We start from the raw sequence: 21,597 nt of genomic DNA, 5'->3' as shown, positions 1-21,597 counted from the left end.
GGCGCGTGCGAGGCACGCGGCACGTTCACAAGCAGTCTAGGCGGGCGAAAATCGCGTTGCACTGTCCAGAGCCGCCTAAGTCTCGCTATCGTGGGCCAAGATGCGAGCCGCGACCCTCGCCCTCAAGGCTTCGGCGCGATGTAGCCCGCGGGCGTGACGGCATTCGATCTGGCGACCTCGGCGTTGTCCGACACCACATAGACGGGCGACTCGGTCAGGCGCAGCGGGAGCATGCCGTCGTTGTAAGTCATGGTGGTCGGGTTGCCCATCATGTCGAATACGCTAACCTGGCCCGCGCGCCCACGTGCGTCCACCTGAAGCGTGTAGTTCGCTGCGCGCGTGGCGTCGAACCCGGCCTTCGCGCTCCAGCGCGCGTTGTCGTGGCTCCACAACGCCGTGATCACCTTGCCGCCGCCCGGGCGCGCGAACGCGTAAGCGTAGACACCCGCGGGCGTGCCGCGCAGCGGCCCGAGTGTATACGTACCGTCGATCAGCCGGGTCATGGTCGCGACCGCAAGCGCGGCCGGCTTCGGACTGATGTTCGAAGCGCCATACATGCCCTTCGGATGCTCGAGTTCGAAGAACACGCCGTAGCCGGGTGTCGTCTCCGGCATGTCCGCGCCATAGAAGATGAACGTCGTGTCCGCGCCTTCGCCGAGCAGGATCAGATGCGCGCGCGCGACGACCGCGCCCTGCGCGTAGAGCGTTTGCGCATCGGGATAGTCGGTCGCGTAGTTCGTACCGATGTCGTAACTAATACCCGTTTCGGTCACGAAGAGCGGGGCGCCCGGCCTGAGCACGTCGCGCATCGTCGCGCGCAGCCCGCGCATGGCTTCGGGCAGCGAAAGCGTGCCTTTTTCGGGCGCGCCGTACAGCCGCTCCGGCGGATGAGAAGGGCTCGTGCCGAAATCGTAGTAGCCGTGGATCGTCACGCCATCGAGATATTTAGCAATGCCAATCGGTGCGAACTTCTTGAGCCACTCCGTGTTCTCCTGTACGCCTGCATAGGTCGGGCCCATCACGATCGCCGAGGGGTCGGTCGAATGGATGCCCTCATGGACGGTCTTGTAGAGATCGACGAAATGCGCATCCGTGTCTTTCCAGGGCAACCCGCCGTCCTTGTCGGGCTCCCACGTGACCTGATAGTAGTTGTGCGCCTGGCGCGGGAAGACGCGAGCCCGGATGCGCGCGGACTCCGTGCCTACGCGCGACATGTAATCGCGCAACTGGGCCAGTGACGAAGGCACGTAGCTGTGGGTTTCCTGGCCGTTCGGACTCGCCCACCCGGGAAAGCCGTCGAGCGTGATCAGCCGCATGATGTCGCCGGGCCTGAACTGGAGTTCGAGCTGGGAGGCCGCAGCGTCGAACGTATCCGGACCTTTGGGCTCCATGACGTACCAGCCCCGCTTGTCGTTGGCCCAGGCCAGACCGAGGTCGGTATAGAGCGGACGCAGGCCGTCGCCGCCGCAGCAGTGCTGTCCGGGCGCGATATATGCTGAGCCTTGCCCGCCGAAGCGGTGCAGGTCCTGGCGCGCGAAGCTGGGCGCGGGAAGTGCTGCGCTTACGTCGGGCAGCACGCCGAACGTGGTGATGCCGGCCGGCCGGGTGCCGCGCTGGGGTAAACCCGTTGAGGGCTGCGAAGCCAGCGACGCCGAGAACGCGAAGTAGCCCGCCAGCGGGAGCGTGCAGGTGAGCGACGTGACGCGCGGGCCGGCTGCCACCGTGAAGTTGCCGCTTGCCTGGGGGCGGTTCCAGGTATCCGCGACCTGCCATTGCACCTTGTCGTCGCGCGTCGCGCGCGTGGTCACGTCGATACGTACGCTCTTGCCGCGGGCAAAGAGACGTGTTCCGTCGCTGCCGGGCGTATCGGCGGAAATGGGGTCGTCGCCTGCGTCTGTCGCCGCGCGGCCGGCGGCGCTCCTGCAAACGGGCGCGTCGGCGGCGCGGCAACTCATCACCGGGAGCAGCACGCCGGGAACGCCGAGCACAAGCGCTGCGGCCGGCACCCATGAAAAAGCGCGCGAGCCGCGCGCCGGAGGAGGATTCATAAGTGCGGATGCAAGGGCTGGGCGCAATCTCATTGGCAGGTTCCTCACAGCATGAAAGGGTAAGCCTAGTTGTTCGGGCAAGTCATCTGACGCCAGCCTCCAGGCTTTTCGCGCAATTTCTCCTGGGAGCGCCGCGCGAGAGTTGTGCAGTGCTCGCGGAGCCCGATCATATAAAGCGGCTTTTTGTGAATTTTTTTATTGTGCGGCGCAAACAGGATTTAAGGGGTTTAAAATGCGCTGCGGATGCTCGAAATCGGAGCCCAAAGCTTCTTAAACATCATTTAATCAGACGAATAGCCTTGGCGTCTTTTATTGCCCGATTCGCTTCCATCCCATGCATATGCATTGATCGGAAGGCATCGAATGATTTTGTAGTAACAAAGGCGAATATACCTGCCGGTGCCGGTTATCAGGCACTTTTGGCCAATTCGATGTAATCGAACCACTTGCCTTTCACGCAGTTTGCTTTTTGTCATTTGACCTGGCGCCCAACCTTCTAATCGGTCCTCGACCGGACTAAATGCGCCAATGTCTCGCCAGTTTCGGTCAGTCATCGTTGCGGGAATATTTCTCTGCCTATGATGCACTGCACATGGAATGCTATCGAAATGCTATTACCGGGACTTTTCGCTTGGTACGGGGGATTGTTTAGGGGAAAAGCATGGCGTACGCAAGTCTGGATTTGCCGTTGTTCAGTCGCCCGCATCTAGTAACCGCGGGCATCAGTCGAGAGGTGCGTCACATCGCAATCCTGCTGTTCGACGGTTGTTCGCTCCTCGGCGCCGGTATCGTGGCGGAAGTGTTTCATGTAGCGAACGAACTCTCGACAGACACCGCTCGCAGTTCACCTTACGATGTCAGCATCCTTTCGGCCGATGGCGGCAACGTGACGTGCTCGTCGTCTGTACGGGTCTGGACAGATGGACTCGATGCACGCCACTACGTCGGTTTCGACGCGCTGTTCGTGGCGGGTGGAAAGGGCGCCTTCGCGGCCGCCAACGACGAGCGTCTCGTCGCATGGCTGCGTCGCGTGCATGCGAATACCGGCACCATTCGTCCGATTGGTGAAGGCCGTTCACTGCTCGAAGCCGCGAGTCTGTGCGGCCAGCGCACGCAGCACGAATTCGGCTCGTATGCGATGCAAACGGGACGCGAGGAAGCGGGCGGCGACGCGGGCGACCGGCTCGAATCGATGAAGAGCGCGCTCACGCTCGTCAAGCGCGACCTGGGCGTGGATGTTGCGCGCGCCGTGACTGAGCGGCTCATGCCCGATTCGGGCGGCAACCTGTTGCCGTTTCTCGGCGATGCGCTTGGCAGCGCACCGGCAGACAAAGTGCGTGCAGCCGCGCGTTGGCTGCAGGAAAACTGTCAGCGGGCCATTTCGATAGCGGACGCAGCGCAGGTCGCCGCGATGAGCGAGCGTAATTTTCTGCGCCGCTTCAAGCTGGAAATGGGCATTACGCCATCTGATTACTTACTGCATGCGCGCCTCGCGATCACCTGCAGCCTGCTTACCGATTCGGAATTGCCGGTCGACAAGATCGCGCGCCGCACCGGCATGGGCAACGGCGACCGCCTCGCCAAGATCTTTCGCAAGCGCATGATGATTTCGCCTACCGAATACCGTGAGCAAAGCCGCCGCGAGGCCGGCGTCGCTGTCACGTAACGCCGCGGTAACAACGGTCGCACTTCGTTACAAACGGGGGTCGCTATTCGCGAGCCGAAGTGATCCTGCCCGATATGAAGGAGTCCGAAGATGAATGAAAGGTCATCGATTCATGAGGGACAAAGTCAGACCCGTGCAGAAAGCGAGCAAGGTCCAGCGCGCGAAGACGCAACACCTTGCACGCGCATCGTGCCGGTGGTGCTGGCGGGCGGTTCCGGCACGCGGTTGTGGCCGATGTCGCGCGAGCATTTCCCTAAGCAGCTAATTGGCGTGGTGGGCAGCGATACGCTTTTGCAGGCAACGGTCCATCGACTCGACGGCTTTTCGTCAGAGTGGCAGGTCGCGGACGCGCCGATTGTCGTATGTGGTGAAGAACACCGCTTCGTGATCGTCGATCAGTTGCGTGCGTGCGGCATGGACGCGCGGCTCGTGGTCGAGCCGGCGCGGCGCGACACGGCTCCGGCGCTCACACTCGGCGCGGCGCTCGCGTGCGCGAACGGCGACGACGCCATTCTCATCGTGATGCCGTCGGACCATGCGATCACCGACCTGGCCGCCCTGCAACGCGCGCTCGAATGCGCGGCGCGCCATGCGCAGCGTGGCGCGATCGTCACGCTGGGCGTGCCGCCGCGTTCGCCCGAAACGGGGTTTGGCTACATCCGCGTCGGCGAGGCGCTCGCCGACGGCGCGCACCGTATCGACGGCTTCGTCGAAAAGCCCGCGCCGGAACTCGCAACGCAGTACGTCGCGCAGGGCGGCTACTGGTGGAACAGCGGCATCTTCGTGATGCGTGCGAGCGTCTGGCTCGAATCGCTGCGCGCGCTGCAGCCCGACATGCATGCGGCGTGCCTTGCCGCATTCGTCGATGGCCAGCAGGACGGCCCCGTATTCCGGCCGGCCGCCGATGCCTTCAGGGGTGCCCCGTCCGACTCGATCGATTACGCGGTCATGGAGCGGCTGTCGGCCAGCAACGGGTGGACGCCCGAAGGCGTGGTAGTCGCACTCGATGCGGGATGGTCCGACCTCGGCTCGTGGGACGCCGTGTGGGCCGCGATGGAAAAGGACGAAGACGGCAACGTCGGGCGCGGGCGCGTGGTATTCGAAGGCGCGGTCGCGACTTACGCGCACTCCGACGGCAGGCTCGTGGCTTGCGTAGGTACGTCGAACCTCGTGGTCGTCGAAACCGCCGATGCGGTGCTCGTCGCCGACCGCTCGAAAGTGCAGGACGTGAAGGGGCTGGTTGCGCGCATCAAGGCGGAGCACGCGCCCGAGGCGGCTTCGCATCGCAAGGTGCAGCGTCCGTGGGGCTTCTACGATTCGATCGATTCGGGCGAGCGCTTCCAGGTCAAGCGCATCGTCGTCACACCGGGCGCGCGGCTCTCGCTGCAACTGCACCACCATCGCGCCGAGCACTGGACGGTCGTGCGCGGTACTGCGCTCGTCACGCGTGGGGAGGAATCCTTTCTTATGACGGAAAACGAGTCCACTTACATTCCGCTCGGTGTGCGTCACCGGCTGGAAAATCCCGGCAAGGTGCCGCTCGAAATCATCGAGGTCCAGTCTGGAGCGTATCTGGGAGAGGACGACATCGTCCGTCTCGACGATACGTACGGCCGCTGCGGTTGAGCACAGCGGCACGGCCTGCAGGGAGAGAAAAAAGGGAGAAAGCATGCGCGAGCTACAAAACCTGATGGCGAGAGTGCTCGACGTATCTGCCGTAATGATCGGCGCGAGCGTGGCTTCGGAGATCCGCTTCGAAGATATCGTGCCGCGTGGCGTGAACGAAGCCTTCGTGCTGCTCTCCGCAGCCTTCGCGCTCGTGATCTTTCCGGCGTTCGAGCTTTACCAGTCGTGGCGCGGCCGCTCCAAAGCGTTGCTCGCGGGCCAGGTGTCGCTTGCCTGGCTCGTGGTGCAGGGCTGCGCACTGATCTCGATGTACTCGACGATGCACCATGTCGACGTCGTTTCGCGTCTGTGGTTCGCTTACTGGACAGCGCTCGCAGGCGGCCTGCTCATTGCGTGGCGATTCCTCGCGCACGGCGTGCTTTCGCACATGCGGCGCGCGGGCATGAATCTTCATCAGGTCGCCATTGCGGGTTCCGCTTCGCAGTGCGACGAGATCATGCGGCGCATCGATGCGGAGCCGGGCTCCGGTTTTCGCGCGAGCGCGCTTTACAACACGATGCCGCAAACGGCGCGGCCCGCGAGCGAGAAAGACGCGCCGGTGTGCGAGACGATCGAGGCGTTTGCGCAGCACATCCGCGAGCACGACGTGCACGAGTTGTGGCTCGCCCTTTCGCTGGCGGAGGAGCGCACGGTGGTGCGGCTCGTCAGCGAGTTTCGCAACGACCTCGTGAACATCCGCTTCATTCCGGACGTGCGCTCGCTGGCGCTGTTCGACACCAGTACGGTGATCGAGCTGCTCGGCGTGCCGGCGATCAACCTCGTTGCCTCGCCGCTGCCCGCGAGCGCGCAGTTCAAGAAGGCGTTGTTCGACCGTGTGTTCGCGGCGCTTGCGCTCGTGAGCCTCATGCCGCTTCTCTGCGGCATTGCGATTGCGGTGAAGTTATCCTCGCCGGGCCCGGTGCTGTTCAGACAGCGCCGCAAGGGCGCCGATGGCCGCGTGTTCACGATCTACAAGTTCCGCACGATGCGCAAGCATAAGGAGGCGCCCGGCACGGTGAGCCAGGCGACGCGCGACGACCCGCGTGTGACGCGTCTTGGCGCGTTCCTGCGCCGCACGAGCCTCGATGAATTGCCGCAGTTCTACAACGTGCTGCGCGGCGACATGTCGGTGGTCGGGCCCCGCCCGCATGCGCTCGAGCACGACGACCTTTATCAGAGCGTGGTGAAGGGCTACATCCACCGCTATCGCATCAAGCCCGGCATTACCGGCTGGGCGCAGGTCAATGGATTTCGCGGCGAAACCGATCGCCTCGAAAAGATGGAAATGCGCGTCGCGCACGATCTGTATTACCTCGGCCACTGGTCGTTCTGGCTCGACATGCGCATCATCGCGGCCACGATCGTTCACGGGCTGGTCGGCCGCAACGCGTACTGAGCGCTGCGGCGCATTCGGGCAAGCATCACCAGCAAGCAACACCAGGTTTCGGGAGAAGCAAGATGGCGATGAATTATGACGGCGCTTACTACGGCGCAGCAGGCGCCGACGAGCGATACCTAGGCGATTACCTGCAAACGATGGTGGCGAACTGGCGCGCCATCGCGGTCGTGACGCTGGCCGTCACGCTGCTGGGTGCTGCCTATGCATTCCTCGCTACGCCGACCTATCGTGCCGACGTGCTGTTCCACCTCGTCGACAAGGGCGACGCCAGCAAGAAGGACAGCAGCCTGCCGCCGCTCACGGGCATGTTCGACGAGAAGTCGACCGCGAACGGCGTGATCGAAATGCTGAAATCGCGCAACGTGACGGAGGAAACGGTACGCAAGCTGCACCTCGATATTTCAGCGCGGCCGCGCGAAATGCCCGTGATCGGCGGCATGCTCTCGGGCATCATGGGCGCGCCCTGGGCGCAGCACCTGCCCGGGTTCCTGAGGCCGTCCGGCTACGCATGGGGAGGCGGCGACATCAAGGTGTCGCGCTTCGACACGCCCGAGGCGATGTATGAGCGCGACTTCACGATTGTCGCCGGCGAAGAGCCCGGCACCTTCACGCTGCGCGACCCCGACGGCATTCCGCTTCTGCAGGGCCGCGTGGGCGAGGACGTGAGCGCCAACACGTCGGTCGGGCCGATCGCGCTGCACGTCGACAGTCTGAGCGGGCCGCCCGGAACGCCTTTCCTGCTCACGCGCGCCTCGACGCTCACCACCGTCGACCGGCTGGAGAATTCGCTGCAGATCCAGGAGGTCGGGCTGCAGTCCGGCGTGATCCGCGCGAGTCTCGAAGGCCACAACAGCAAGACGACGGCCGCGATCCTCAACAACGTGGCGCACGAGTTCATCAAACAGGATATTGCCAGCCGTTCGGCGGAAGCGGAGCACATGCTCGCGTTCCTCGACGACCAGTTGCCGCAGTTGCGCTCGCAGGTCGATGCGGCCGAGCAGAAGTACAACAAGTTCCGTAACGAGCACGGCACCGTCGATCTCGGCGAAGAAAGCCGGCTGCTGCTCCAGCAGGTGAGCGACAACAAGATCCGTCTCGAAGACCTGCGGCAGCAACGCGCAGAACTCGCGCAGCGTTTCACGGAGCATCACCCGGCCGTGCAGGCGCTCGATGCGCAGATCGGCACGCTGCAAGCCGCGCAGTCGCAACTCACGCGTAATGTGGCGCAACTGCCTGATACCGAGCAGTCCGCCGTGCGCCTCTTGCGCGACGTGCATGTGAGCACGGAGCTTTACACGAGCCTCCTGAACAGTGCGCAGCAACTGCGTGTGGCGCGCGCGGGCCAGGTGGGCGATGTGCGCGTGGTCGATTTCGCCGAAGCGCCCGATGATCCGGTGCGTCCGAAGAAGCTGCTCGTCATCGCGCTCGCGATCGGCGCGGGCCTCGTGCTGGGCGTGCTTGTCGCGTTCGTGCGCAAGTCGCTGTACGGCGGCGTCGAGCGCCCGGACGAACTCGAAGCCGCGCTCGGCGTGCCGGTCTTCGCCGTGGTGCCGCGCAGCCCGCAGCAGCTGCGGCTGCAGCATCACGTGTCGTCGCGCCGGCGCGGGCTGCACGTGCTCGCGCAGCAGAATCCGCAGGACGTCGCGGTGGAAGGCGTGCGCAGCCTGCGCACCTCGCTGCAGCTCACGCTCAACGACGCGCGCAACAACATCGTGATGCTTACGGGCTCGCGGCCCGACATCGGCAAGTCGTTCCTCTCGGTCAATCTCGCCGCGCTGGTCGCCTCGGTGAACAAGCGCGTGCTGATCGTCGACGGCGACATGCGGCGCGGCGACGTGCACTCGCACTTCGGCATCGCGCATCAGCCGGGTCTCTCCGACGTGCTGCTCGGCGCCGATCTGAATCAGGCGATCCAGCACGAGGTGCTCCCCGGACTCGATGTGCTCGCCAAGGGCTCGCTGCATTCGCATCCTTCCGAGCTGCTGATGAGTCCGCGCTTCGAGTCGCTGCTCGAAGAACTGGGGGCGCGCTACGACCTCGTGATCGTCGACACGCCGCCGGTGCTCGCGGTGACCGACTCGACGGTGATCGGACGCTACGCGGGCACGACGCTTCTCGCGATCCGCCACGGCCGCCACCCGATTTCGGAGCTCGAGGAAACGGTCAAGCGCCTGCGCATCGGCGGCGTGAACCTGCGTGGCGTGCTGCTCACCGACGTGCCGAAGACCGGCGCGTTCATCGGCGGCGGGTATCGCGGCGGTTACTACGGTTACGAAAGCATTGCAGGGTAGCAGCAGGTTGACAGCGGATCTGCGGTTGGCCGGGGGGCCGCCGCGGATAGTGGAACCACCGAAACCCGAATCCCATTTCGCTCACGCGAGGAGAGAACGATGGCGATGGCTCGCAAGGTTGCGTTGATCACCGGTATCACCGGTCAGGACGGTTCGTATCTGGCAGAACTGCTATTGAACAAAGGCTACGAAGTGCACGGCATCAAGCGGCGCTCGTCGCTCTTCAACACGGACCGCATCGATCACCTGTATCGCGACGTGCACGACCCGGAACCCGGCATCCACCTGCATCACGGCGAGCTGACCGATTCCACGGCCCTGCTGCGCGTGATCCAGCGCGTTGCACCCGATGAAATCTACAACCTTGCCGCGCAAAGTCATGTGGCGGTGTCGTTCGAGGAACCCGAGTACACCGCGAACGCCGATGGCCTTGGCACGCTGCGCATTCTGGAGGCGATCCGCATTCTCGGCCTCACGCAGAAAACGCGCTTTTATCAGGCGTCGACCTCCGAACTGTACGGCCTCGTGCAGGAAGTGCCGCAGCGTGAAACCACGCCGTTCTATCCGCGCAGTCCCTATGCGGTGGCGAAGCTGTTCGCGTACTGGACGACGGTCAACTACCGCGAGGCGCATGGCATCTACGCATGCAACGGCATCCTGTTCAACCACGAGTCGCCGCAGCGCGGCGAGACGTTCGTCACGCGCAAGATCACGCGCGCCATCGCACGCATCGCGGTTGGCCTGCAGAAGATGCTGTATCTCGGCAATCTCTCCGCCATGCGCGACTGGGGCCACGCGCGCGATTACGTCGACATGCAGTGGCGCATGCTCCAGCAAGACGAGCCCGAAGACTTCGTGATCGCAACCGGCGTGCAGTACAGCGTGCGCGACTTCGTGCGCGCGGCGGCCGAGGAACTGGGCATCACCGTGCGTTTCGAGGGCAGCGGCGTGGACGAAGTCGGCATTGTCGAGCATGTGGCCTCGCGCGACATGCGGATCGAACCGGGCGACGTGATCGTGCGCGTGGATCCGCGATACTTCCGCCCGACCGAGGTCGAGACGCTGCTCGGCGACGCCTCGAAGGCCCAGGAGAAGCTGGGCTGGAAGCCGGTTACCACGTTCCACGCACTCGTCAAGGAAATGGTGCGCGCCGACTATCAGGCTGCCCGGTGCGATGCGCTCGTCAAACTGGCCGGATTCAAGGCTCTCGAACACCACGAGTGAACGCATGGACAAGAACTCCCGAATCTTCGTGGCCGGCCACCGGGGCATGGTGGGCTCGGCGCTCGTGCGCGCGTTGCAGGCGAACGGCTACTGGAACCTTGTCGTGCGCACCCATGCCGAACTGGACCTCACCGATCAGGCCGCGGTCAACCGCTTTTTCGAGGGCGAGCACATCGACGCGGTGCTGCTCGCGGCCGCGCGCGTGGGCGGCATCCTCGCGAATTCGACGCAGCCCGCACAGTTCGCCTGGGACAACCTGGCAATCGAGACCAACGTGATCCGGGCCTCGTACAACGCGGGCGTGCAGCGCCTCGTGTTTTTCGGTTCGTCGTGCATTTATCCGCGCGAATGCCCGCAGCCGATCCGCGAAACCTATCTGCTCACCTCGCCGCTCGAGCCGACCAATGAGGCGTACGCGATCGCGAAGATCGCGGGCCTGAAGCTCTGCGAAGCGTACAACCGCCAGTACGGCACGCATTTCGTCTCGCTCATGCCGACCAACCTGTACGGTCCCAACGACAACTACGACCTCGGCAGCAGCCATGTGCTGCCCGCGCTGATCCGCAAGGCGCACGAGGCGCGCAGCAACGGCCAGCGCACGCTGACCGTCTGGGGGTCGGGCAGGCCGCGCCGCGAGTTCCTGCACGTCGACGATCTCGCCGATGCGACGATCTTCGTGCTCGAGCACGAAACCGGCGACGGCGTGTACAACGTCGGCGTCGGCGAGGACCTCTCGATTCGCGACCTCGCGCAGCGCGTGTGCGACGTCGTGGGCTTCGAAGGCGAACTGGTGTTCGACTCGACCAAGCCCGACGGCACGCCGCGCAAGCTGCTCGACGTGTCGCGCCTGGGCGATCTGGGCTGGCACGCGCACATCGGCCTCCAGGAGGGGCTCGCCCGCACCTACGACGATTTTCTTCAAACCCATGCCGCGCCGGCGTACGAGGCGGGCATGCGGGCTTGACTGGGTTTGACGGGACCGATCGCCTGCAAACGGTCGGCTCAAAAGGACGAAAGGCAAGCGTCGTCAGGTTGGTGGTGGGCGTCGTGCGCGGACCGGATGCACGACGCCCGCTTTTTTTCTCCCGGCGCGCGAGACGACTAGAAGCGTTACACAGCAGTTCAGGGACGGAAGCCACGCAATGAGAATCCTGATCTACGGACTGAATTACGCGCCCGAAATCACAGGCGTGGGCAAATACACAGCCGAAATGGCAGAACTGCTCGCGGCGCACGGCCACGAGGTGCGCGTGATCTGCGCGCCGCCTTATTACCCGCAATGGCGTGTGCATGAAGGCTATCGCGCGGGACGCTACCGACGCGAAACGTTGTGCGGCGTGGGCGTCTGGCGTGCGCCGCTGTGGGTGCCTGCGCAGCAGGGCGGCTTCAAACGCATCGTGCATCTGGCGAGCTTTGCGCTCTCGTCGCTGCCGCTTCTCGCGCGGCTTGCGGCCTGGCGGCCCCAGGCCGTCATGCTGATCGTGCCGACCCTTTTCTGTGCGCCCGGTGCGCTCATGCTCGCGCGCGCCGTCGGCGCGCGCAGCTGGCTGCATATTCAGGACTTCGAAGTCGATGCGGCATTCGATCTGGGGCTGCTGCGCGGCGGCCAGGGGTCGCGTCTCGGGCGCGCAGCCCTCGCTGGAGAACGCTGGCTGCTGCGGCGCTTCGACGTCGTCTCGTCGATATCGGCGCGCATGGTCGAGCGCGCCATCGACAAGGGTGTGGATGCCTCGCGCACCGTATGCCTGCCGAACTGGGTCGACACCCGGACGATCTTTCCGCTGCCGTATCCGAGCGCGTTCCGGCGGCGTCTCGGCATCCCGGAGGACAATACCGTCGTGCTCTATGCGGGGAACATGGGGGCGAAGCAGGGCATCGAAATTCTCGCGGACGTCGCAACGGCGCTCGCCGCGCGGCCCGATATCAGCTTCGTGTTCTGCGGCGACGGCGCGGCCAGGCGGGAGCTGATGGCGCGTTGCGAGCCGCTCCCCAACTGTCGCGTGCTGCCGTTGCAGCCGTCTTCGATGCTCAACGAGCTGCTGAACGTGGCCGACATCCACGTGCTGCCGCAGCGCGCCGACGCCGCCGATCTCGTGATGCCCTCGAAGCTCACCGGCATGCTCGCGAGCGGCCGTGCGGTGCTCGCCATGGCGCGGCCCGGCACGAGTCTCTCCGACGTGGTCTCGGATCACGGGATCGTGGTACCGCCCGAGGACAGCGAAGCGCTCGCCGCAGCGATCGTCGATCTGGCCGGCGACCCTGCGCGCCGCGCCGAGCTTGGCCGTGCCGCGCGGCGCTACGCGAAGCGCATGCTGTCACCGCAAGCGATCTTCGACGTGCTCGAAGCGAGGCTTGCCGGGCTCGCGGGCGAGGTTGCCGAGCCGGCGGGCCAGATGCAGGTCGAGCCGCAGCCCGCGGCAAGCGGCGCTGCTTCGGCGCAGCAAGGTGCGCAGCAATCCGTGCAGCGAGCGGGTAAGGGCGGATCCACGTTGCCGGAAGTCGAGCAGTCCGACGTGTGATCGAAGGCGCTTAAGGTCGCTAAAGGCCGTTTATGGCCTTGGGCGCCCTTCGGCCGCCGCTGGCAGACCTTACCAGGCTTACCAGGGCGATTTGTAGAGTTCGGAGTTGGGCTGGTCCGGCGACCCGTAGGGGCTGGCATACGGATTGCCGTAGACCTGGGCGGTCGGAGACGTTGCGCTGGCGCCGTAGTCGTACCCGGCGGCGGTCGACCGATGCGCCCCCGCCGGGGTGCCTGCCGAATTCCTCGCTACTGCGCTGCCTGCGCGAGACCTGCCGTTCGACCCGATCCTGCTGCCCGTGCCGCTTCTTCCCGAAGCGCTGCTTCTGTCGTTCCCCCTGCCGCCGTTGGCAGTCGCCACACTTGCTGCGTAATCTCCAGGCGTCACGACATGCATATGCTTTTCGTTCGTCAGCGCGTCTTCCGCGTCGTCCGGAGAGGCGCCGTTGCTGCTGTATGGGGTCACGCTGTACGGGCTGCCCGACGACATACTCGGGCCGCCGAGCAGGCGCTGTTCGTCGGATTGCTGGCGCTCCACGGGGCGGGTGGCGCCGCCGCCGCCCTGGGCGGCCCGGCTACCTGCGGTTGCGGGCGAGCCACTGGTTTGGGCGCCGTACGGGGCGTCTTGTGCAAACACCGCGCAAGGCCATGCGGCGCACGCGGCCTGCAGTGCGGCGGCGACCACAAAGGGCGCAAGCTGATGACGAAAAAAACTGGACATGGCATGGATCCCGCGCGCCGCGAACGATGCGGCGTCAAGCCTTCATGTTGCCCACCGTGCGTCGCGCCGCTGCGCCAAAACCCCTGCCGTGTCGGCCACGCGTGCGAGGCGATGCGGTGGCCGCCCGATAATGAAATCGTGGCTTGATGCGTCCCGTTGTGCGTCCCGTTGTGCGGGCCGTGAGGGCCCGCAACCAGCGGGAAGCCACCAGGGAACCGACCCGGATGGGCAAGGAGCGTTCATGACGGAAGCGGTCGAAGACATGGAGACCCTCAAAGGGAACGCCGGCGCGGCCGGGCGCGGGGAGGGGGCGGGTGAAGCGCCGCCGGCGGGCGTCGTGCCGCCGCAAGCCGCCAATGACGCACGAGCCGCGGAAATCCGCGTGATCGATTTGAGCCGTGCCGGCAAGGGCAACTATGTCGCGCGCCGCGGCAAGCTCGTGCAGGCTGCGTGGTATCTGGTCGAGACCTGCGTGCTCGACAACCGTCTGCTGCCGCTCTCCGCGCTGCGCGTGGGCTTGCTGCGCCTGTTCGGCGCGAAAGTCGGCGCGGGTTGCCGCCTCGTGCACCCCATGCGCGTGAAGGCGCCGTGGAATCTGGAAATGGGCGACAACTGCTGGATCGGCGTCGACGTCTGGATCTACAACCAGGCGCCCATTCGCATCGGCTCGAACGTCTGCCTTTCGCAGGGCGCATTTCTCAGCGCCGGCTCGCACGACATGCGCACGAACATGGACCTGCACGTCGCGCCAATCGTGATCGAGGACGGTGCGTGGGTCTCGTCGAAATGCGTGGTTCAGATGGGCGTGACGATCGGGCGCTCGGCAGTCGTCACGCCGCTCTCGGTCGTGCATCGCTCGCTGGAAGCCGGCGGCGTGTACGGCGGCAATCCGTGCCGCTTCATCCGCTGGCGCTTCGAGGAAAACAGGCCGCCCAACCCATGAGGCGGCGCCAGGCTCGCTCGTGCCAGGCGCCAGGCAGGTTTATTCAACCCAGGAGCAGGGCCTGGCCTGCTCCCGTTCAGACGCAGGCCCGAAGGCCTGCTCACGCCCGGACGAACCCCACCGGCTAGTATCCGCCGTAACCCACCGCCCGGCCCGCTGCGGCCGCCTGTGTGCTCGGCAGGATCAGGTTGATGACGCGGCTCCACTTCACCAGCGCCGACGCATCGACGAACACGACATCGTTCGGCTTCAGGTCGAACTCGTCCGCCGTGGCCATGGCTTCCGGCGAAGAGGCGTCGAGGTGGAAGACCGTGCGGTGGCCTTCCTTCTGCCCGCGCACCACGTACACCTGGGAAGCGTCGCCCGACCCCTGGCTGATGCCGCCGGCGTTGCCCAGCGCGTCGTTCAGCGAGAGATGGCCGTTATCGAACGGCAAGGGCCCAGGATGCCCGACTTCGCCCAGCACGAACACTCGGCTTTCGTTGGCCGAATACACGCGCACGAGGTCGCCGTTCTGCAGCAGGATCTTGTCCGGGTTCACGCCTTTCTTGATCATGTCGGGAATGTTCACGAGGATCGTCTTGTCGCCGCGCGTGACGCTAACCCGCGAGCGGTCGCCCGCCGCCGTGAAGCCGCCCGCGCGGTTGATCGCCTCGGGCAGCGACATCGTCATGTCGTTGAGCACCATGAGCCCGGGCGTGCGCACTTCGCCGTCTACGTACACGCGCCGGCTGCGGTACGACTCGATACGCAGCGTCACCTGGGGTTTGTTCAGGTAGTAGGCGAGTTTCTTCGCCACGAGGTCGCGGGCTTGCATCTCGGTGAGCCCGGCTACGTGGATCGGACCCACGTAAGCCACCTGGATCGCACCCGACGAGTCGACGGTATAGCCCGACTGCACCTGGCTCGCGCTCTGGTCCTGTTGCCCGTTGCTGCCGCTGCCGCCGTTGGTCGGCAGATTCATCTCGGGATGGTCCCACACGACGATGCTCAGCACGTCGCCGGGCCCGAGCGTGTACGGCTTGGGCGTACCGAACAGCGTCTCGACATTTTCCGGGATGGTCGTCGATCTCGACGCCGCTTCCTTCGCAACGAGCTCGTTGTTGATCTCGACGAGCGCGCCCGGTGGCGGTTGATCCCCCTTCGCGCCCGACGAGCGCGCGGCGTCGGTCGCGGCCTTCGCCTGGGTGACACTCGACGGCGCCTGCATGCCAGGCGAGAGCGCGCAGCCTGCAAGCAGGGCCGCGGCCGTTACCATGGTTGCCATCGCCGCCAGGGCCGCCCGTGCGCGGCCAGCCGGTAATCTGCGCAAACTGCGCGCGCTCTGCGGCGCCGTTACGTCGACGGTCTCGCCGCCGGAACAATCAGGTGTGCTGTTTAACATAGTCTTGCCCCCTTGCTAACAGGATTCGCACATCGCCACGAAAGTGCAACGCGGGCTCATCGTTCGACTCGTTATGACGTCAGCTGCGTTGCTTCGTCACCCCTGCCAATCCCTACCATTCCCGCTATCTGATGCCGCTTTTTTCGCTTATTCGGTTTGCTCCGCGGGTTCGCCCCGCGCCATGGCGCCCATCGGGCGCCCCCGGTGAAAGCGCGCGCCGGCATGCAACGGATGTTCCTGCAACAAGCCCAGCAGCGATCGCACCATGCCGTCCATCGCGAAGCGCGCGTCGAACGTGCGCCGCGCCTGGGCGCGCATCGCGTCGCGCGAGCGCTCATCGAGTGCCCGCCATGAGGCGAAGTTGCGCTGCGTGCCGGCAACCGTGTCGGGCGCAACGAGTCCCGCGCCGTCCTCATCGATTTCGCGCCAGACGCCCACCTTGTCCGAGACCAGAGCGGGCAGCCCGCAAGCCAGCGCCTCCGCCACGGAAACGCCGAAGTTCTCCTGGTGCGACGGCAGCACGAACACGTCGCTGGCAAAAAACGCGCCCCACTTCAGGCTGCCCTGCAGCATGCCCGGCCAGCTGATGCGGTGCGCAATGCCGTGCGACTGCGCCATCGCCTGCAGCGCGGGTTGCCAGTTGCTCTGGTCGGGGCCTGCCATCACCAGGTGCGCATCCGGCGTTTCGCGCGCATGGTCGGCGAACGCATGAACCAGCACGTCGCAACCCTTTTTCGGATGCAGACGCCCGAGAAACAGCACGATGCGCTTGTTGCGCAGATGCGGCGACTCCTGCAGGAAGGCTTCGCGCAACGTGTCCGGGTCCTCGCGGGGCGCATTGGTGCCGAACGGCACGACGTGCTCGTTGGCGCGGTACAGCCAGAACGATTCGCGCGCGAGCAGGCGTTCTTCGTCGGTCGTGAAGATCACGGCGGCCGCGTCGCGCAGCACGCGGAAATCGGCCCATGGCCAGTACGCCCATTTCTTTAGATGCTTGACCGGATAGGTGGCCTTGAACCACGGGTCGAGCATGCCGTGCGTGTACACGTAGTACGGCACCTGGGCGTGGCGCAGCGCGCGCCACGCGCCGAAACCGTGGTATTGCCAGAGCCCGTGCACGATCGCCGCGTCGAAGCGCCTCGCGTTCGCGCGCAGCCACGGCACGTAGCCGGGGCTGTATCCGTAGTGTCCGCGGCCCTTGCCCAGTGCGTGGAGCGGCAGCGGGAATTCGCGCACATAAGGCGCGTCGATCGGGTCGAGCGATGCCACTTCGATCTGGTGATCGAGCGCCGTCATCGCGAGACCGCTCTGGCGAACGCCCTCAATCGGGCCGCCCGAGCGCGGGTCGACCGTGGAAACGAGGTGCAGGATTTTCATCGGGGCTCCGGAGTCGCATACGTGTTGAGCGGCACCGGCACCGCCGCGGGCGCCGTAGGGCGCAAGGCAGGCTCGCGCCCGTAGGACGGGTGCAGGCGCTGGCGCTTGCGTTGAAGGTCGATGCGGTAATGAAGCTGCGAATACAGAGCGACGATCAGCCCGAGCGCGAGGCCGTACACGAGGCCCGAGAAACGCGTGCCGAGCGGATTGCCGCCGATCGACGCACCCGGCAACGCGCCGAGCACGAGCAGCGCCATGCTGAGCGGCATGAGCATCGGGTGGCGCGGCGCAATGCGGCGCCAGCGTCTGAATGCGCGGCCCGCGACGATGAGCGCGACGATCACCGCGAGCGGCATGCAGCCCCCGAACACGATACCTTCGGCGTAGAGCTGGTACACCCAGAAGTTGTGGCCCGCCACCCAGTCGCTGGTGTTGAAGTAGTCGTCCTTGCTGAAGGTCTGGTTCACGTACTGGTAATAGATGGGCGAATAGCGGTAGAGGTGGCCATAGCCCTTGCCGAACAGGACCGATTCCACCGATTCGGTGACCTGGTCGTACTGGTCGCGCATCTCCGCAATACGCGTGACCGTGGTCGGGTCGCGGTCGGACTCCGCGTTCTGCGCGGCCGTCACGCGCTGTGTCCAGTGTTCCGTGATCGACGGGAAGAGCCACGCGGTTCCCACGCCCAGCGCGACAACGAAAGAAAGCGCGATACCCGTGCGGAAAAACGATTTGATCAGATGACTGAGCGACGGCGAAGCAAGCCACGCCGCAAACATGGCGAGCAGGATGGTCGCGATGAGCAGGCTGCGCGTGACGCTCAGCAATTCGACGACGAGCGTGGCGAGGAACACGAGTACCATCGTCATGCTGAAGCGCCGGGCGACGATGAACTGGTGCAGCAGCATGGCCTGCAGCGCGAGCATGGTCGGCGAGACGATGCGAAAACGGATGTCGGCGAGCGGCCCGCCGACTGCCAGCAAGCCGAAGAAGAACGTGAACACGAGGCCCAGCACGTTCGCATAATAGAGCGCGCGCTGCATCTGCACGACGCGAATGATGTGCCACGGGCGGCACGTCGCCCAGTAGCCGAGCGCGAACAGCAGGAACGGCAGCATGACGCGCAGGTATTGGCCAATCGGATTGTGCTGCAGCACCTGCGCAATGAGACTGCCGACGAGGCTTGCCACGATCGCGCCCGTGACGAACGAGCGCAGCCGCGTCGGACGCGCGAAGCGCGGGCCGATCATCGCGAGAATGAGCGCGCCTGTCAGGGCCGGAATGACGGCCAGCCATTGCGCGCTGTGGCCGAACTGGGAGTCCGGTGCCTTGTAGTCGAAAGCGAGAGGCACGAGGCACACCCATAGCCATAGTGCAGCATGTTTGTTTCGCATCGGCGTTTCTCCCGGTGCGGTGCATAGGGTCGCATACGTTGCGCAAGATACATGCGCGCCGCACGCGTTGGCTCGACTCAATATAAAACGCCGCAAGCGGCTTGCGCATGCGCGTGGCGGGAAGCGGCTGGGTTGTGGCGGCAGGAAAAAAATTCTGATTTGGCGTGTGGTTTCGTCCACACACCTGGCCGAGAACGGCGGGAACTTGGCGCACGCTGCACGGCGCCTGTGTTCATGATGAGACCGGCAGGAGTAAATTTTTCATCGTCTGCCTTGCGCAAGAATCCGGCATGGACGCAAGCGAGGAAAGGTCATGAAGTTACTACACGGAGTGAGACTGTCGACGAAAGGGCGCTCCGTCGAGCTCGACTTCGTGCGTGGCATCGCGATCTTTGTCGTGATGGGCTATCACTTCCACACGGTGCGCACGGGCCATCCCTGGGTCAGCGTGCTCGAGTCCCCGCTAAAAAGCTTCGGCCACGAAGGCGTGAATCTTTTCTTCACACTCAGCGGCTTTCTGGTGGGCGGGCTGCTGCTGCGCCAATATTCGCAAACGGGCCGCATCGGTGCGCGCCGCTTCATCGTGCGGCGGATCTTCAAGATCTGGCCCGCGTACTACGCGCTGATTTTTTTTCACCTGCTGGCCGGCCGCCATCGGCCCGATACGTTCCTCTGGCAGAACCTCACGCACATGCAGAATTACTTCGGCACCTCCATTGCGCAAACGTGGAGCCTCGCTGTCGAAGAGCACTTCTATCTGTTCCTGCCCGCGCTCCTGATCCTGCTCGCGCATTTCCGGCTGCGCGCGAATGCGCTGATCGCCGTCATGGCTGGCCTTTGCGTGGTCGTCCTGAGCGCGCGTTGCATCGCGGTATCGCACGGCGACCTCGTCGGGGCGTTCAACTACACGCAGTACCGCATGGACAGCCTGCTCATCGGCGTCATCCTCGCGACCGTCTACTGGATGAAGCCCGACCTCTGGCGCACGCTCGTCGCCAGGAAGCGCTGGCTGTTCGGCGTCGTGGGGCTGCTGCTCGCCTGGCTCATCTTCGCGACGCCCGACGTGGCGCTGGACGAGAGCATCGGCTACACGATCCAGGCCCTCGGCTTTTGCGCGCTCATCATGCTCGTGCTCGAACATTCGGGCAGATTGCGCACGACGTGGCTGTATCGCGGGCTCGCGTGGCTCGGCGTGTACTCGTACGGCATCTACCTCTGGCATTCGCTCGCGCTCGCGCCCGGCGATTATCTGATCCACAAGGCAAGCGCGCTCGGTGTGCCGCCGCTCGCCGCCTGGCCCGTCGTGATCGTCGCGCAGTTCTTCATCGCCTCGGTGCTGGGCTATCTCACCACGCGCGCCGTCGAGTTCCCGTTCCTGCGCCTGCGCGACGCGATGTTCCCCGACATGCGCGGGGCCGTCCCTGCCGAGCGGCCCAACACGGGCGCGGCGGACAACAAGATCGAAGGCGTTGCGTGATCCTCTGTGACGGGACCGGACTGATTCGGCTTGCTTGCTATTGAATGAGGTTTTCGCGGGCGCTCATGCCAACGCGGCCTGCAGCGTGCGCTTGAACTGCTCGAGCGTGTTGCACGAAAGGAGGTGTTCGCCAGCGGGCTGCGCGGGGCCTGGGCCCGCGCGCCGCCAATGCTGCGCGAGTGCATCGAGCGCGTGCGCGATCGTGGCGGGCTCGAGGTCGCCGAGCAAGGGGCCGAGCGCACCGTCGCGGCAATACCAGCCGATCAGGCCGTCGGCGCTGGCCACCACGGGCTTGCGGAAGCGGTACGCCTGCACGAGCACGCCGCTCATGCCGTAATGCTGCTTGTAGCCGAGCCATACGGCGTCGCAGGCGGAAAAGAGTTCGCGCTCCATCTCATCGGAGATGAACTGGTTGAAGATCACCGGCGCGCTCGCGAGTCGCGGCGCGTGGGCGTCGATGAACGCGCGCGTTTCGTCGTCCTGCTGGCCCGCGATGACGAGGCACGGCGCGTCGGGCTTGTGCTCGAGCGCGAGCATCAGTTCGCGAATGCCCTTGCGTTCGCCGATCGCGCCGTACACGAGCAGATAGCGCGTATGCGCATCGAGCTTCAGCTGCTCGCGCGCGAACGCGGGGTCCATGCCTTCGATTTCGGGAAACGGGTCGGCCAGATAGCTGAGCGGTGCGGCACGCCGGGGTTTCGTCGTCGCGAACCAGTCGGGCAGCGTCGGGTCGATCGTGAAGAGTTCGCGCAGCCCGCGCGAGCGCATGGCGCGCCGAAACAGCGCCGACTTGGCCATGTCGACGAAGCGTCGGCGCGGCGTGCGCAAGCCGATGCGCGCATGATGAAACGTCATGCCCATGACGATGGCGATCCACGGCGTCTCGCCGAATGGCGAGTCGAACCCCGCGAGCGTGTAGAAGAAGTAGTCGGCGTAGGGTGCGATGACGAGCCGTACGTGCATCGTTTTGCTCACCTGACGGAACGCCCGCGCATAGAAGTTGCGAAAGCGCATATACACGCTCGCCGCGAAATGCGGGCCGGGCGGAACGGTGTGCAGGTCGAGCAGCATGAGGCGCAGATCGGGCCGCGCTTCGCGCACGATGCGCTGCGCGAGCGGATGATCGGCATATTCGGTATCGGTGACGACGAGGCAGCGGTGGCCGGCTTCCACGCACGCCTGCGCGATCCACTCGACGTAGCGCCAGCGGTGACCCGTGAAGTTCGGCTCGATAATGGCGATCCAGTCGCCGCCAACCGATGCGCGCGTGCCGGGAGGCTCGGACATGACGAGTGTGTCGGAGCGTGCGGCGGCGTCCGGGGTGTCAGTGGCAGCATTGCGATATCTGGCGATCGACGCGTTTTCCATGCGGGAGGCCCGATGAGCATTATTACGAACAAAATAGCAGTGGTGCGCAAGCGGCATGCGCCAGATTGCGGGGCAGCATGGCCGAAAAAGCCTGGGGATATGCCGATCGCTTGAAGATTCAC

At 65.2% G+C, this 21,597-nt stretch carries 15 protein-coding genes; 9 read left to right on the top strand and 6 right to left on the bottom strand.

All coding sequences use genetic code 11. From position 1 onward, the window contains the following. Positions 1-122 precede the first annotated feature (122 nt). Entirely contained in the window at positions 123-2,048 is a 1,926-nt protein-coding gene (locus tag C7411_RS16360; protein WP_110385304.1) for a hypothetical protein, read from the bottom strand. A gap of 661 nt (positions 2,049-2,709) precedes the next feature. On the opposite strand from C7411_RS16360, the gene C7411_RS16355 reads away from it, so the two are divergent. The 7 genes from C7411_RS16355 to C7411_RS16325 all read left to right on the top strand — a co-directional run bounded on the left by C7411_RS16355 (position 2,710) and on the right by C7411_RS16325 (position 12,812). After that, on the top strand, positions 2,710-3,714 hold the full coding sequence (locus C7411_RS16355; RefSeq protein ID WP_042262450.1) for a GlxA family transcriptional regulator: 1,005 nt from the start codon (positions 2,710-2,712) through the stop codon (positions 3,712-3,714). A gap of 90 nt (positions 3,715-3,804) precedes the next feature. After that, positions 3,805-5,340, top strand: a complete 1,536-nt coding sequence (locus tag C7411_RS16350) for a mannose-1-phosphate guanylyltransferase/mannose-6-phosphate isomerase (protein WP_110385303.1) — start codon at positions 3,805-3,807, stop codon at positions 5,338-5,340. A gap of 43 nt (positions 5,341-5,383) precedes the next feature. After that, positions 5,384-6,775, top strand: a complete 1,392-nt coding sequence (locus tag C7411_RS16345; protein WP_110385302.1) for an undecaprenyl-phosphate glucose phosphotransferase — start codon at positions 5,384-5,386, stop codon at positions 6,773-6,775. A gap of 62 nt (positions 6,776-6,837) precedes the next feature. Beyond that, entirely contained in the window at positions 6,838-9,069 is a 2,232-nt protein-coding gene (locus tag C7411_RS16340) for a polysaccharide biosynthesis tyrosine autokinase (protein WP_110385301.1), read from the top strand. A 105-nt stretch (positions 9,070-9,174) separates the two neighbouring features. Further along, positions 9,175-10,293, top strand: a complete 1,119-nt coding sequence (gene gmd, locus C7411_RS16335) for a GDP-mannose 4,6-dehydratase (protein WP_110385421.1) — start codon at positions 9,175-9,177, stop codon at positions 10,291-10,293. A 4-nt stretch (positions 10,294-10,297) separates the two neighbouring features. Continuing rightward, positions 10,298-11,257, top strand: a complete 960-nt coding sequence (locus tag C7411_RS16330) for a GDP-L-fucose synthase family protein (protein WP_110385300.1) — start codon at positions 10,298-10,300, stop codon at positions 11,255-11,257. A gap of 178 nt (positions 11,258-11,435) precedes the next feature. After that, positions 11,436-12,812 (top strand): glycosyltransferase WbuB, encoded by a 1,377-nt coding sequence (locus tag C7411_RS16325; RefSeq protein ID WP_110385299.1) that lies wholly within the window; start codon positions 11,436-11,438, stop codon positions 12,810-12,812. A gap of 78 nt (positions 12,813-12,890) precedes the next feature. On the opposite strand, the gene C7411_RS16320 is transcribed toward C7411_RS16325, so the two are convergent. Next, positions 12,891-13,532 (bottom strand): hypothetical protein, encoded by a 642-nt coding sequence (locus C7411_RS16320; protein WP_110385298.1) that lies wholly within the window; start codon positions 13,530-13,532, stop codon positions 12,891-12,893. 241 nt (positions 13,533-13,773) lie between these two features. Here C7411_RS16320 and C7411_RS16315 point away from each other — a divergent pair, with 241 nt between their 5' ends. Continuing rightward, positions 13,774-14,475, top strand: coding sequence for a DapH/DapD/GlmU-related protein (locus C7411_RS16315; protein WP_243413185.1), 702 nt, complete (start codon positions 13,774-13,776; stop codon positions 14,473-14,475). A gap of 124 nt (positions 14,476-14,599) precedes the next feature. On the opposite strand, the gene C7411_RS16310 is transcribed toward C7411_RS16315, so the two are convergent. The 3 genes from C7411_RS16310 to C7411_RS16300 all read right to left on the bottom strand — a co-directional run bounded on the left by C7411_RS16310 (position 14,600) and on the right by C7411_RS16300 (position 18,630). After that, on the bottom strand, positions 14,600-15,742 hold the full coding sequence (locus C7411_RS16310) for a polysaccharide biosynthesis/export family protein (RefSeq protein ID WP_110385297.1): 1,143 nt from the start codon (positions 15,740-15,742) through the stop codon (positions 14,600-14,602). Positions 15,743-16,006: 264 nt separating this feature from the next. Beyond that, on the bottom strand, positions 16,007-17,236 hold the full coding sequence (locus tag C7411_RS16305) for a glycosyltransferase (protein ID WP_181431345.1): 1,230 nt from the start codon (positions 17,234-17,236) through the stop codon (positions 16,007-16,009). Then, positions 17,233-18,630: a sulfite exporter TauE/SafE family protein gene (locus C7411_RS16300; RefSeq protein WP_133253662.1), complete on the bottom strand. Its 1,398-nt coding sequence runs from the start codon at positions 18,628-18,630 to the stop codon at positions 17,233-17,235. The genes C7411_RS16305 and C7411_RS16300 overlap by 4 nt, the downstream gene beginning before the upstream one ends. Positions 18,631-18,943: 313 nt before the next feature. On the opposite strand from C7411_RS16300, the gene C7411_RS16295 reads away from it, so the two are divergent. Further along, on the top strand, positions 18,944-20,107 hold the full coding sequence (locus C7411_RS16295) for an acyltransferase family protein (RefSeq protein WP_110385295.1): 1,164 nt from the start codon (positions 18,944-18,946) through the stop codon (positions 20,105-20,107). A 63-nt stretch (positions 20,108-20,170) separates the two neighbouring features. Here C7411_RS16295 and C7411_RS16290 read toward each other — a convergent pair whose 3' ends face one another. Continuing rightward, complete coding sequence (locus C7411_RS16290; protein ID WP_110385418.1) at positions 20,171-21,394, bottom strand: glycosyltransferase; 1,224 nt, start codon at positions 21,392-21,394, stop codon at positions 20,171-20,173. Positions 21,395-21,597: the final 203 nt, after the last annotated feature.

This window comes from Paraburkholderia silvatlantica (genome assembly GCF_003096715.1).
GTDB lineage: Bacteria > Pseudomonadota > Gammaproteobacteria > Burkholderiales > Burkholderiaceae > Paraburkholderia > Paraburkholderia silvatlantica.
Note: the sequence above shows the minus strand (reverse complement) of the source record. Positions and strands in the feature narration are given on the sequence as shown.

Coding starts and splice junctions, on each gene's coding strand:
- C7411_RS16340 (WP_110385301.1), top strand. CDS start 6,838: ATGGCGATGAATTATGACGGCGCTTACTACGGCGCAGCAGGCGCCGAC.
- C7411_RS16345 (WP_110385302.1), top strand. CDS start 5,384: ATGCGCGAGCTACAAAACCTGATGGCGAGAGTGCTCGACGTATCTGCC.
- C7411_RS16300 (WP_133253662.1), bottom strand. CDS start 18,630: ATGCGAAACAAACATGCTGCACTATGGCTATGGGTGTGCCTCGTGCCT.
- C7411_RS16320 (WP_110385298.1), bottom strand. CDS start 13,532: ATGTCCAGTTTTTTTCGTCATCAGCTTGCGCCCTTTGTGGTCGCCGCC.
- C7411_RS16305 (WP_181431345.1), bottom strand. CDS start 17,236: ATGAAAATCCTGCACCTCGTTTCCACGGTCGACCCGCGCTCGGGCGGC.
- C7411_RS16355 (WP_042262450.1), top strand. CDS start 2,710: ATGGCGTACGCAAGTCTGGATTTGCCGTTGTTCAGTCGCCCGCATCTA.
- C7411_RS16295 (WP_110385295.1), top strand. CDS start 18,944: ATGAAGTTACTACACGGAGTGAGACTGTCGACGAAAGGGCGCTCCGTC.
- C7411_RS16330 (WP_110385300.1), top strand. CDS start 10,298: ATGGACAAGAACTCCCGAATCTTCGTGGCCGGCCACCGGGGCATGGTG.
- C7411_RS16315 (WP_243413185.1), top strand. CDS start 13,774: ATGACGGAAGCGGTCGAAGACATGGAGACCCTCAAAGGGAACGCCGGC.
- C7411_RS16310 (WP_110385297.1), bottom strand. CDS start 15,742: ATGGCAACCATGGTAACGGCCGCGGCCCTGCTTGCAGGCTGCGCGCTC.
- gmd (WP_110385421.1), top strand. CDS start 9,175: ATGGCTCGCAAGGTTGCGTTGATCACCGGTATCACCGGTCAGGACGGT.
- C7411_RS16360 (WP_110385304.1), bottom strand. CDS start 2,048: ATGAATCCTCCTCCGGCGCGCGGCTCGCGCGCTTTTTCATGGGTGCCG.
- C7411_RS16350 (WP_110385303.1), top strand. CDS start 3,805: ATGAATGAAAGGTCATCGATTCATGAGGGACAAAGTCAGACCCGTGCA.
- C7411_RS16290 (WP_110385418.1), bottom strand. CDS start 21,394: ATGTCCGAGCCTCCCGGCACGCGCGCATCGGTTGGCGGCGACTGGATC.
- C7411_RS16325 (WP_110385299.1), top strand. CDS start 11,436: ATGAGAATCCTGATCTACGGACTGAATTACGCGCCCGAAATCACAGGC.